The 11,572-nt window shown below is 74.9% G+C and carries 11 protein-coding genes and 1 tRNA gene; 3 read left to right on the top strand and 9 right to left on the bottom strand.

Translation table 11 applies throughout. From position 1 onward, the window contains the following. Positions 1-61 precede the first annotated feature (61 nt). From JD79_RS06420 to JD79_RS06395, 6 genes are all read right to left on the bottom strand, one after another. The gene (locus JD79_RS06420) at positions 62-1,972 is read right to left on the bottom strand and encodes a protein kinase domain-containing protein (RefSeq protein WP_110004842.1); all 1,911 of its coding nucleotides are present in this window, start codon (positions 1,970-1,972) and stop codon (positions 62-64) included. Next, entirely contained in the window at positions 1,972-3,420 is a 1,449-nt protein-coding gene (locus tag JD79_RS06415; protein WP_110004841.1) for a peptidoglycan D,D-transpeptidase FtsI family protein, read from the bottom strand. The genes JD79_RS06420 and JD79_RS06415 overlap by 1 nt, the downstream gene beginning before the upstream one ends. Beyond that, positions 3,417-4,829 (bottom strand): FtsW/RodA/SpoVE family cell cycle protein, encoded by a 1,413-nt coding sequence (locus JD79_RS06410; protein WP_110007490.1) that lies wholly within the window; start codon positions 4,827-4,829, stop codon positions 3,417-3,419. Before JD79_RS06410 ends, JD79_RS06415 begins: the two co-directional genes overlap by 4 nt. Then, positions 4,829-6,250 (bottom strand): PP2C family protein-serine/threonine phosphatase, encoded by a 1,422-nt coding sequence (locus JD79_RS06405; RefSeq protein ID WP_110004840.1) that lies wholly within the window; start codon positions 6,248-6,250, stop codon positions 4,829-4,831. The genes JD79_RS06410 and JD79_RS06405 overlap by 1 nt, the downstream gene beginning before the upstream one ends. Before the next feature lie 91 nt (positions 6,251-6,341). After that, complete coding sequence (locus tag JD79_RS06400) at positions 6,342-6,803, bottom strand: FHA domain-containing protein FhaB/FipA (RefSeq protein ID WP_110004839.1); 462 nt, start codon at positions 6,801-6,803, stop codon at positions 6,342-6,344. A 45-nt stretch (positions 6,804-6,848) separates the two neighbouring features. Further along, positions 6,849-7,670, bottom strand: coding sequence for an FHA domain-containing protein (locus JD79_RS06395; protein WP_110004838.1), 822 nt, complete (start codon positions 7,668-7,670; stop codon positions 6,849-6,851). Between the two features lie 184 nt (positions 7,671-7,854). Between JD79_RS06395 and JD79_RS06390 the strand changes: the two genes are divergently transcribed. After that, positions 7,855-7,940, top strand: a tRNA-Leu gene (locus tag JD79_RS06390). A gap of 178 nt (positions 7,941-8,118) precedes the next feature. Here JD79_RS06390 and JD79_RS06385 read toward each other — a convergent pair. The 3 genes from JD79_RS06385 to JD79_RS06375 form a co-directional block, all read right to left on the bottom strand. Further along, positions 8,119-8,514 (bottom strand): nuclear transport factor 2 family protein, encoded by a 396-nt coding sequence (locus JD79_RS06385; protein WP_110004837.1) that lies wholly within the window; start codon positions 8,512-8,514, stop codon positions 8,119-8,121. Between the two features lie 66 nt (positions 8,515-8,580). Then, positions 8,581-9,045 carry a DUF1707 SHOCT-like domain-containing protein gene (locus JD79_RS06380; protein ID WP_110004836.1) on the bottom strand — a complete coding sequence of 155 codons (465 nt, stop codon included), beginning with the start codon at positions 9,043-9,045 and terminating at the stop codon, positions 8,581-8,583. Between the two features lie 101 nt (positions 9,046-9,146). Further along, positions 9,147-10,310, bottom strand: a complete 1,164-nt coding sequence (locus tag JD79_RS06375; protein ID WP_110004835.1) for an acyl-CoA dehydrogenase family protein — start codon at positions 10,308-10,310, stop codon at positions 9,147-9,149. A 90-nt stretch (positions 10,311-10,400) separates the two neighbouring features. On the opposite strand from JD79_RS06375, the gene JD79_RS06370 reads away from it, so the two are divergent. Both JD79_RS06370 and JD79_RS06365 read left to right on the top strand, forming a co-directional pair. Further along, positions 10,401-11,000, top strand: a complete 600-nt coding sequence (locus JD79_RS06370) for a TetR/AcrR family transcriptional regulator (RefSeq protein ID WP_245899816.1) — start codon at positions 10,401-10,403, stop codon at positions 10,998-11,000. After that, positions 10,997-11,461 (top strand): GNAT family N-acetyltransferase, encoded by a 465-nt coding sequence (locus JD79_RS06365; RefSeq protein WP_110004834.1) that lies wholly within the window; start codon positions 10,997-10,999, stop codon positions 11,459-11,461. Before JD79_RS06370 ends, JD79_RS06365 begins: the two co-directional genes overlap by 4 nt. Positions 11,462-11,572 lie beyond the last annotated feature (111 nt).

The raw sequence follows: 11,572 nt of genomic DNA, 5'->3' as shown, positions 1-11,572 counted from the left end.
GCCAGCGGGCGCCTCCGGGCAGGCAGGAGCGCCGGGCGCGGACCCGGTTCCGGCGGTCACCCTAACGGCTGACGGAGCCCGTTCCCGGGCGGCGCGGGGGAGCCGTGTCACGCCGTCCCGTTCTCCGGGCCCGCGTTCCCGGCGCCGGGTGGGGGCCGTTCCCCGCCTCGGGCTCGGTGCCCTCGTCGACGGGCGGCTCCTCCACCGTCGGAGGTGAGGCCGTCGTGGGCGGCGGCGGTGCGGGCTGGCCCGACTGGGTCGTCGGGCTCGGTGAGGTCGTCGTGGGCGACACCGTGGTCGGTTCGGGGGACTCCGTGGCCGTGGAGGTCGGCGGCGGGGTGGACGTCTGGGTCTGGGTGGTCCCGCCGCCGCCACCGTTGCCCGAGCCGCCGCCGGTGTCGCCGTCGCCCTGGCCGCCGCCGCCGTCGTTCCCGGGGTCCTCCTCGGTCTCCGGGACGGTGTAGTCCTCCTGGGCCACGTACAGCGTGACGCCGGAGCCGCGGGGCACCGGCAGGCCTGCCGGGTCGACGGCGGCCACCTCGCCGGCGTCGAGGTCGACGCCGGCCGCGGCCAGCTGGCCGGCGTCGGCGTCGGCCAGCGTCACCTCGAGGCCGGCCTCCTCGAGCTCGGCCCGCACGTCCTCGGCGTCCTCGCCGACGTACTGCGACGCGGCGGGGATGTTCACGAACTGCTGGGTCGCGGTGGCCGAGCCGCTCGCGGTCGCGGAGCTGGACGTGGTGCCGGCCGTGGTGCCGCCGGGGTCGTCGTCGTTGCCGGCGAGGAGGAAGTACGCGCCGGCGACGACCCCGGCCACGAGCAGGAGCGAGAGCAGCGCCCACAGCAGCCGGCGGTCGGGGCCCCGGCGCCGTGCGGGTGGCTGCCCGCCCCAGCCGGTCCGGTCGTCGCCGTCGACGGGCGGGCCCTGCAGCGGCGGCATGGTGCGCGCCCCGGCCGCGTGCCGGCCGCCGGTGCGCGGGCCGGCGGCCGCGGCGGCACCGGCCGCGGCGGCTCCCGCCGCCACGCCCGTCACCGGGCCGCCGAGGACGCGGGTGCCGTCGCCGTCGACCTCGGGGATCACCTCGGTCCGCGCGGCGGCCATCATCCCGGTGCCCGAGGTCGCCGGGGACGCGAGGCCGTTGCCCGCGGCCACCGAGCGGATGGCGGCGGCGAAGTCGGCGCCGTCGGCGAAGCGGTCGTGCGGGTCCTTGGCCAGCGCCCGCTCGACGAGCAGCCGCACCGCCGGCGGGATGTCGCCGGGCAGCGGGGGCGGCGGGCGGTTGATGTGCGCCAGCGCGATGGCCACCTGCGAGGTGCCGTCGAAGGGCCGCACGCCGGTCAGGCACTCGTAGCCGACGACGCCGAGGGAGTAGACGTCGGAGGCCGCGGTGGTCTCCATGCCCTGCGCCTGCTCGGGCGAGAGGTACTGCGCGGTGCCGACCACCATCCCGGTGCGGGTCAGCGGCGTGGCGTCGCGGGTGCGGGCGATGCCGAAGTCGGTCAGCTTCACCACGCCGTCGGGCCGCACGATGAGGTTGCCCGGCTTGATGTCGCGGTGGACGACCCCGGCGGCGTGCGCGGCCGACAGCCCGTCGGCGGCCTGCTCGAGCACGTGCAGCGTCCAGTCGACCGGCAGCCGCCCCTCCTCGTGGAGGATCGTCACCAGCGGCTTGCCCTCGACGAGCTCCATGACGAGGAAGGCCAGGGTCTGCCCCGGGCCGCCGGCCTCGGTCTCGCCGTAGTCGTAGACCGAGGCGATGTTCGGGTGCGACAGCGCCGCGGTGTGCCGCGCCTCGTTGCGGAAGCGGGCGACGAAGCTCGGGTCGCCGGTGTACTCGCTGCGCAGCACCTTGGCCGCGACGACGCGGTCGAGGACGCGGTCGCGCGCCCGCCAGACCTCACCCATGCCGCCCGTGGCGATCGGCTCGGTGATCTCGTACCGGCCGGCCAGGATGGTGCCGGTGGACAGGGCCATCAGCCCCCCTGACCCTCGAGATGTGCCTGCATCACGTCGCGGGCGATCGGCGCGGACGTGTCCCCGCCGGTACCCCCGCCGTTCGCCACGAACACCGCGACGGCGATCTGCGGGTCGTCGGCGGGGGCGAAGCCGATGAACCAGTTGTGGTCGGGCACGCCCTCGGCGACCTGTGCGGTCCCGGTCTTGCCGGCCACCGCGACGCCGGGGATCCGTGCGGCCCGGCCGCTGCCGTTGGCCACGACGCTCTCCATCATCTCCTGCAGCTGGTCGGCGACCTCGGACGTGACCGGGGAGGAGAGCTCCTCCGGGTCGGACCGGTCGATCACGGTGAGGTCGGGCGCGCGCACCTGGTCGACGAGGTAGGGCGTCATCAGCGTCCCGTCGTTGCCCACGGCCGCGGCGACCATGGCGGCCTGCAGCGGGGTCATCCGGACGTCGCGCTGGCCGATCGAGCTCTGGCCCAGCGCCGCCTCGCTCTCGATGTCGCCGACGCTGCTCCCGGCGACGTCCAGCGGGATCTCCATGCGCTCGCCGGTCATGCCGAACGCCTCGGCCATCTCCCGCACGCGGTCCTCGCCGAGGTCGATGCCGAGCTGGGCGAAGGCGGTGTTGCAGGAGATGGTCAGCGCGTCGATCAGCGACTGCTCCTGGCTGCTGCTGCACGAGGACCCGCCGAAGTTCTCCAGCGTCGTGGAGGTGCCCGGCAGGGTCAGCAGGTCAGGAGCGGGGATGACGGTGTCCGGGGTGTACTCGCCGCTGGACAGCGCGGCCGCCGACACGATGACCTTGAAGACCGACCCCGGCGGGTAGTTGTCCTGGATCGCCCGGTTCAGCCGCGGGTCGGGGTCCATCGCCTCCAGCTCGTCGGCGTAGGCGCGGATCGCGTCGGGGTCGTGGCTGGACAGCTGCCCCGGGTCGTAGGTCGGCGTGCTGGCCATGCCGAGCACCGCGCCGGTCGACGGGTCGAGCGCGACGACGGCGCCGGTGACCCCGTCGAGCCCGGCCATCGCGGCCTCCTGCACGGCGGGGTCGAGGGTCAGGACGACGTCGCCGCCGGCCGGGTCGCGGCCGGTGAACAGGTCGGCCAGCCGCCGGGTGAACAGCCGCGCGTCGGAGCCGGCGAGCACGTCGTTGGCCGCCCGCTCCATCTGCGCGCTGTTGTAGAGCAGCGAGTAGTACCCGGTGACCGCGGCGTACGTCGGCCCCTGCGGGTACTGGCGCAGGTAGGTCAGCGTGTCCTGGGTGGGCGTCGACAGCGCGACCTCGGTGCCGTCGACGACGATCGAGCCGCGCTCCCGGGAGTACTCCTCGCTGAGCACCCGGGTGTTGCCCGAGTCCTCGCGCAGCTCGTCGGAGCGCACGACCTGGATGTAGTTGACGTTGACGATCAGCAGCGTGAAGAGCACCAGCACGCTGATCGCCACCTTGCGCAGGGGCGCGTTCACCGGGACACCACCTCGGTGGGCGCCTCGCCGAAGGCCGCCTTGGGCGGGGTGGGCGGCGTGGCCGGCCGGCGCGCGGCGTCGCTGATCCGCACCAGGACGGCGACCAGCCCGAAGTTCGCGACCAGGGAGGACCCGCCGTAGGCGACGAACGGCGTCGTCAGGCCGGTGAGCGGCAGCAGGCCGGTGACGCCGCCGAGGACGACGAACAGCTGCCAGGCGACGGCGAAGGACAGGCCGCCGGCGAGCAGCTTGCCGAAGGCGTCGCGGACGATCAGCGACGTGCGCAGGCCGCGCTCGACCAGCACCAGGTAGATGACGATGACGGCGACCAGCCCGAACAGGCCGAGCTCCTCACCGATCGCCGAGGCGATGAAGTCGCTCTTGGCCACCGGCACCTGGTCGGGGCGGCCACCGCCGAGACCGGCGCCGAACAGCCCACCGGTGCCCAGCCCGAACAGCGACTGGACCAGCTGGTAGCCGCCCTCGTCGCGGTAGGCGAAGGGGTCCAGCCAGGTGTCCACGCGCACCTGCACGTGGCCGAAGACCTGGTAGGCGAGGAACGCGCCGCCGGCGAACAGGCCCACGCCGATGAGCAGCCAGCTCGCCCGCTCGGTCGCCACGTAGAGCATCACCACGAAGATCCCGAACAGCAGCAGCGAGCTGCCCAGGTCGCGCTCGAAGACCAGGACGAGGATCGACACGACCCAGACGGCGAGCACCGGGCCGAGGTCGCGGCCGCGGGGCAGCTCCAGGCCCATGACCCGGCGGCTGGCCAGCGCCAGCACGTCGCGCTTGTCGACCAGGTAGGCGGCGAAGAAGACGATCAGGCAGATCTTGGCGAACTCGCCGGGCTGGATGCTGAAGCCGGCCACCCGGATCCAGATCTTGGCGCCGTAGACCTCCGAGATCGACGCCGGCAGCACCGCGGGCAGCGCGAGCAGCACCAGGCCGACCAGGCCGAGGGTGTAGGCGAAGCGGGACAGCAGCCGGTGGTCGCGCAGCACGACGACGACGCCGACGAACAGCGCCACGCCCACGGTGGCCCACAGCAGCTGCACGGGGGCGTCCTCGCGGGTGGCCTCGCCGTCCTGCAGGCCGGCCAGGTCGAGTCGGTGGATCATCGTCAGCCCGAGGCCGGTGAGCACCGCGACGGCGGGCAGCAGCAGCGGGTCGGCGTAGGGGGCGAACCGGCGGACGACGAGGTGCACGACCACCCACAGCGCGGTGAACCAGCCGCCGAAGGTGAACAGGTCGGCGCGCAGCGACCCGGTGACCGTGATGTCGACGATGCACTGCGCCGCGAGCGTGATGAGGACCGCGAAGCCCAGCAGGGCCAGCTCGGTGTTGCGCCGCTTGGGCGGGACCGTCCCCGGCGCGGCGGCGCGCGGGTCGGTCGTGGGGCCGCCCATCACTCCGCCTCCCGGCAGTCCACTCCCGGCTCGGGCGACGAGGTCGGGGACACCGACGTCGGCGCGGCCCCGGTGCTGCTGTCCGTCCCCGCGTCCGGGGGCACGGCCCCGGTGTCCGGGGCGGGCAGCGTGCCGTCAGGGAGCGGCGGCAGCGAGGTCTCGGCCGACGGGGGAGCGTCGGACGACGGGGTGGACGGCTTGGTCTCGCAGGCGGGCAGGGTGGCGTCGTGCAGGTCGTCGACGATGCGCTGCGCGTCGTCGGCGTCGCCGGCCTCGATGCCCTGCCGCACGTTGTTCCGGTCGTAGGAGCTCAGGTCGTCGAGGTCGATGTCGGTGACGTCGTCGACGCGGTAGAGGTCCAGGCCGAGCAGGTCGGTGTTGAAGCCGCGGTAGACCGCGACCCGGTCGCCGCCGTCGGCGACCGCGACCCCGACGAACCAGTGGGTGAGCACCCACAGCCAGGTGGCGATCCCGCCGACCACGAGCAGCAGCACCACCCCCCCAGCGACGAACAGCCGCCGCCGAGGGCGGCGGCGGTCGGGGGGAGCGGCTGCCGTGGAGGTGCTGGTCGGTGGTGGTGGGGGAGTCGGCGGCGGGTCGGCGAGCGCGGCGCGGCCGGCCGCCGAGCGGGGGTCCACCTCGCGCTGACCGCGGTTGTCCCCGGCCGCGCCGTCGACCACCGGCTCCATCGAGAAGCCGCTGCCGGAGTCCTCGACGACGTCGGCGACGATCACGGTGATGTTGTCCGGGCCGCCGCTGCGCAGCGCCAGCTCGACGAGCCGGTCGGCGGTCGACTGCGGGTCGGGGTCCTTGAGCGCCTCGGCCAGCGTCTCCTCGCTGACCACGCCGGACAGGCCGTCGGAGCACAGCAGGTAGCGGTCGCCGGCGCGGGCCTCGCGCATCGACAGGTCGGGGTCGACGTCCTGGCCGTTGAGCGCCCGCAGCAGCAGCGAGCGCTGCGGGTGGTGGTTGGCCTCCTCGGGCGTGATCCGCCCGTCGTCGATGAGGGTCTGCACGAACGTGTCGTCGTGGGTGATCTGGGTGAACACGCCGTCGCGCAGCAGGTAGGCGCGGGAGTCGCCGACGTGGCACAGCGCGAGCCGGCCGCCGGCGAAGAGGACGGCGGTGAGCGTGGTGCCCATGCCCTCGAGCTGGGGGGACTCGCGGATGACCTCGCGCAGGTGCTCGCTGCCGTCGAAGACCGCCTCGCGCAGCGCCTGCAGCATGTCGCCGCTCGGCGCGTCCTCGTCGAGGTGCTCCAGCGCCGCGATCACGACCTTGCTGGCGACGTCGCCCGCCGCGTGCCCGCCCATGCCGTCGGCGACGGCGAGCAGCCGCGGCCCGGCGTAGACCGAGTCCTGGTTGTTGCCGCGGACGAGACCGCGGTCGGAACGGGCGGCGTAGCGCAGCGCGAGACTCATCGGACCCTGCTCACGTCTGCTCTGCCGCTCCCCGTGCTCACCTGCGTCGTGCTCACCTGCGTCGTGGTCACCTGCGTCGTGCGTGCACCGGTCATGAGCGCAGCTCCAGGGCGGTCTGGCCGATGCGGATCGGCTGGCCGGGAGCCACGAGCAGCGGACCCTGGACCCGCTGCTGGTCGAGGTAGGTGCCGTTGGTCGAGCCGAGGTCCTCGACGTACCACTGCCCGCCCCGGTTGGTCAGCCGCGCGTGCCGGGAGCTGGCGAAGTCGTCGGTGAGGACGAGCGTCGAGTCGTCGGCGCGGCCGATGAGGATCGGCTGCTCGCCCAGGGTGATCTTCGTACCGGTCAACGGGCCGGCGGTCACCACCAGGGTGCGCGGACCGCGGCCGCGCTTGCGGCCCGGCACGGCGGCGCGTGGCGGCACCGAGGCCACCCGTCCGGTCCGGCCGCCGAACAGGTCGGCGCGGACGACGCGGAACGCGGCGAAGATGAACAGCCACAGCAGCAGCAGGAACCCGAAGCGGAAGACCTGCAGGACGATCTCGGCGGTCACGGCCGGCCCCCGTGCCGTGTCCCGCCCGCGGGCTCGCGGAGCCGCTCACGTGCCGTCCTGCCGGTACACCAGCACCGAGTGCCCGATGCGGATGACGTCGCCGTCCGACAGCGCCTGGCGGGTCACCCGGCGGCCGTTGACGAGGGTGCCGTTGGTCGAGCCGAGGTCCTCCACGACGGCGGTGCCGTTGTCCAGGACGACGTCGACGTGCTTGCGGCTGACGCCGGTGTCGGGCAGCCGGATGTCGGCGTCGGTGCCGCGGCCGATCACGTTGCGGCCGGTGGTGAGCTCGTGGCGGGTGCCCGGGCCGTCGACGACCAGCACGTGCGTCAGGCCGGGCTTCGCGCCGGCGCGGCCGACGACCGACGGGTGCTGCCGCCCGGTGTCGGTGGCCACCCGGCCCGGCAGCGGCGGCAGCGGCGGGATCGCGCCCGAGCCGTGCACCGGCGGTGCCGGGGGGACGGCGACGGCGTCGGCCCGCGACCCGGGGCGCGCCGGGTCGGCGACGTGCGAGCTGACCTCGAAGACGCCGGTGGGGAGGTCCTCGGTGCGCTCGAGGCGGACCTGCACCTGCCCGAAGACCTGCCAGCCCTCGGCGTCGATGTGCTCGGAGACCATGTCGGCGAGCTCGGAGGCCAGCTGGCCGGACCACTCGGCGAGGTTGTCGTAGTCGGTGGGGCCCAGCCGGACGTCGTAGACGTTGGGGGCCAGCACCCGCCCCTCGCCCAGGACCGAGCGCTGCTCGTCGGCCTCCCGCTGCAGCGCCTTGGCGATCTCGGCAGGATGGACCTTGCCCTTGAAGATGCGGGCGAAGGCGAAACCGACCATGCCCTCGAGCCGTCGCTCGAAGCGCTGCAGCACGCCCACAGTCGCTCCTCCACGCTCGCCCGGACAGGTGGTCCTCCGACTGATCGTAGCCGGGGACCTGGGTGCCGACCGGCCAGGAACGCGTTCCGCCACGCGCGGCGACCCTCCCGGCCGGGACACCCTCTGCAACGACCGACCCCGCCGCGGGGTCACGCCCGGCGGCTGCTAATGTGGCTCCTCGCCAGGGCAAGTGGCGGAATGGCAGACGCGCACGGTTCAGGTCCGTGTGTCCGAGAGGACGTGGGGGTTCAACTCCCCCCTTGCCCACCAGGTCCGAACGGCCCCCGGGGAACCCCGGGGGCCGTTCCGCGTGTCAGGGGCCCTGTCCGGGACGGGTCCACGGACACCGCGCCGCGGGACGTGACGAGGACGTACGGCTCGGGGACGTCCCGTGCCCGGCCGCTCGCCGTGCGGGACTGCGCCGCCCGGGCCGTGGCGGGCGGGCGGGCTAGGCGGTGCCGGCCGTCTCCTGGAGGAAGGCGGCGGAGTCGTAGTAGGTGCGCACCCCGGTGAGCAGGCCGTCGTCGGAGCCGTCGCCCTCGATGACGGTGACGCCGCGGTAGGTGAACGGCTTCCCGCTGCGCAGCGTGCCGCGCGACTCCCACTCCAGCGCGGCCGTCCGCTCGCCGACGGTGCTCGAGGTGAACGTCGTCTCCAGGTCGCCGAAGACGTTGCGGTAGTCCTCCCAGAACCGGCGGGCGCCGTCCGGGCCGTGGGCCTCGTGGTCCTGGTTGAGCTTCACGAGCTCGGCGTCCTCGCCGGTCAGGTCGACCAGGGGCTGCGGGTCACGCTCGGCGTCGAGGTGGCGCAGCGCGGCGGTGAAGCGCTCGGTGAGCGTGTGCACGGGGTCCTCCCGGGGCTGGGACTGCGGTCCCGGAGGCCCTACCCGGGCCCGGGAGGGCCCACCCGCTCAGGAGCGCAGCCCGGCGCGGCGCCGCTCGCCGATCGTGCGGGCCAGCAGGACGACGCCCCACGGCCCGACCACCCACACCGGCCAGGGGTACTGGAGGTCCCCGGTGCCCAGCATCGAGACCAGCCAGATCCCGACGACGAGCACCCCGGTCACCAGCCAGCTGGTCCAGGCCGCGCGCAGGTCCGCGCCCGGGCCGCCGTGCCCCCACGTGCCGTGCCCCCACGCGCCGTGCCAGGCGCCGCCGTACACGGCCCGGGCGACCGGGCGGGGCTCCGGGCGGGACGGGCGGGGGAGGTCCGCGGTGAGCGCGGCCAGGTCGCCGTACGTGACGGCGGCGTGCGCGCGGGCCGAACGCTCCTCGTACTCCGCCAGGCCCAGCCGGCCGTCGGCCAGCGACTCGTCCAGGCGGGTGACGACGGCGGCGCGGTCGGCGTCTCCGGCGCGCAGGTGCGGCTCGGGCATCTCGGGGCTCCTCGTCAGGCGGTGTGTCCCGAGTCTCTCCCGGTCGTGCGTCCGGCCCCATTGACAGACGTCACGAGTCGGCCGTGCGTCCTGCACGGTCCTCAGCCGTTGGCGGGGGTGGCCTCCCTCGCCAGGTGCTTGCCGATCACCATCCGCTGGATCTGGTTGGTGCCCTCGAAGATCTGCATGACCTTGGCCTCGCGCATGTAGCGCTCGGCGGGGTGGTCACGGGTGTAACCGGCGCCGCCGAGCACCTGCACGGCGTCGGTGGTCACCTTCATGGCGGCGTCGGTGGCGACGAGCTTGGCGATGCTGGCCTGCCGCGAGTACGGCTTGCCGGCGTCCTTGCGGCGGGCGGCGACCAGGTAGGTGGCGCGGGCGGACTCCACCGCGGCGGCCATGTCGGCGAGCAGGAAGGCCACGCCCTGATGGTCGACGATGCGCCGGCCGAAGGCCTCCCGCTCGAGGGCGTAGGCGACGGCGACGTCGAGGGCCGACTGCGCCAGGCCGACGGCGACCGCGCCGACCCCGAGCCGCCCGGAGTCCAGCGCCGACAGGGCGATGGCCAGGCCGCGGCCCGGCTCGCCCACCATCCGGCCGGCCGGCACCGCGACGTCGTCGAGGCGGACGGCCGCCGTCGTGGAGCCGGTGAGGCCCATCTTCTGCTCGGGCGGCGCGGGGGCGAAGCCGGCGAGGTCGGGGGTGAGGTGGAAGCAGGAGATGGCGCGGTCGCCGTCGTCGGGGGTGCGCAGGAAGGTGGAGTAGAAGTCGGCGTGCCCGCCATGGGTGACCCACGCCTTCTCACCCGAGGCGACCCAGCCCTCGCCGTCGCGGACGGCGCGGGCGCGCATGGCCGCGGGGTCGGAGCCGGCGTGGGCCTCGGACAGGCAGTAGGCGCCGAGCAGGCGGCCGCCGACCATCTCGGGCAGCCACTCCTCCCGCTGCTGCGGGGTGCCGAACCGGTCCACCGGCCCGCAGGCGAGGGTGTGCACGCTGACGCCGAGGGCCACGCTGGCCCACCGCATCGCCAGTTCCTCGACGACCTGCAGGTAGACGGCGTAGGGCTGCCCGCCGCCGCCGACGTCCTCGCCGAAGGGCAGGCCGAGCAGGCCGACCTCGCCGAGCGTGGCGAAGACCTCCCGGGGGAAGCGCTCCTCGCGCTCGTACGCGGCCGCCCGGGGCGCCAGCTCGGCGTCGGCCAGGTCGCGGGTGAGCGCGATCAGGTCGGCGGCCTCCTGGGTGGGCAGCTCTCGGTCGACGGCCACGGGGTCCCCTCCATCGCGGACAGCAGTACCAGCGACGATACGCCGGTACTGTCCGGCGTCCAGGCGCATGCTGACCAGCCGGGAGGTGCCGTGACGACGACGGAGATCGTGGGAGGGACCGGCGAGCGGCGGCTGACCGCGCGCCAGGCGCAGCTGCTCGACCAGCTCACCGAGGTGTTCCTCGCCGAGGGCTTCGCCGGGTTCACCCTCGAGGACCTCGCCGTCCGGCTGCACTGCTCGAAGACGACCTTGTACGCGCTGGCCGGCAGCAAGGAGCAGCTCGCCGTCCGCGTGGTGCGGCACTTCTTCCGCCGCGCGACGGCGGCCGTCGAGACGCGGACGGCCGGCGAGAGCGACCCGGCGCGGCGGGTCACCGCCTACCTGGAGGCCGTGGCCGGGGAGCTGACGCCGGCGTCGCGGGCCTTCCACCAGGACCTGGAGGCGTTCCCGCCGGGCCGGGCCGTCTACGAGCACAACACCGCGGCCGCCGCCGAGCGGGTCACCGCGATGATCGCCGAGGGCATCGCGGCCGGGCGGTTCCGGGAGGTGCACCCCGGACTCGTGGCCGACACGGTGACCACGCTGATGTCGCGCATCGGCCGGGGGGACACCGCCCGCGCCACCGGCCTGGACGACGCCACCGCCTACCGCGAGCTGGCGTCGCTGCTGCTGCACGGGATCAGCCGGTGAGGCTCACCGCGGCGTCGTGGGACGACGAGGAGGTGCAGCGGCTGACCGCCGCCCAGCAGGCGGAGCTGCGCGCCCGCTACGACGGCGACACCGAGCCGGGGACGCCGCCGTCGGCGTCCGACGTCAGCGTGGTGCTGGTGGCGCGGGACGCCGACGGCACTGCGGTCGGGTGCGGGGCGCTGCGGGCTCTCGGCGACGGCGCGGCCGAGGTCAAGCGCATGTACGTCGTGCCGGAGGCGCGCGGGCGGGGCGTGTCGAGGTCGGTGCTCCGCGGCCTCGAGGCGGCGGCCCGGGAGCGCGGGTGGACGGTGCTGCGGCTGGAGACCGGCCCGCGCCAACCCGAGGCGATCGCGCTGTACGAGGGCGCCGGCTACCGGCCGATCCCGGCGTTCGGCGGCTACGTCGAGGAGCCGGACGCCGGGTGCTCGCTGTACTACGAGCGGGTGCTCGGGCCGGCGTGAGCGGAGGTCAGGCCGGGAGGGCGTCGTCGTCCTCGTCGGCCGGCGTCCAGGGGAGGCCGGGGCGGTGTGCCCGGTGGTGGCCGCCAGCGTGGTGCCGCCGGCCCGGGCGGC

Origin of the sequence: Geodermatophilus normandii (genome assembly GCF_003182485.1) — a bacterium.
GTDB classification, from domain to species: Bacteria; Actinomycetota; Actinomycetes; order Mycobacteriales; family Geodermatophilaceae; genus Geodermatophilus; species Geodermatophilus normandii.
This window is presented reverse-complemented; position numbering and strand designations above follow the sequence as displayed.

Bases quoted from the DNA above. Each gene is read 5' to 3' on its own strand.
- JD79_RS06420 (WP_110004842.1), bottom strand. From the start codon at position 1,972: ATGGCCCTGTCCACCGGCACCATCCTGGCCGGCCGGTACGAGATCACC.
- JD79_RS06410 (WP_110007490.1), bottom strand. From the start codon at position 4,829: ATGGGCGGCCCCACGACCGACCCGCGCGCCGCCGCGCCGGGGACGGTC.
- JD79_RS06405 (WP_110004840.1), bottom strand. From the start codon at position 6,250: ATGAGTCTCGCGCTGCGCTACGCCGCCCGTTCCGACCGCGGTCTCGTC.
- JD79_RS06380 (WP_110004836.1), bottom strand. From the start codon at position 9,045: ATGCCCGAGCCGCACCTGCGCGCCGGAGACGCCGACCGCGCCGCCGTC.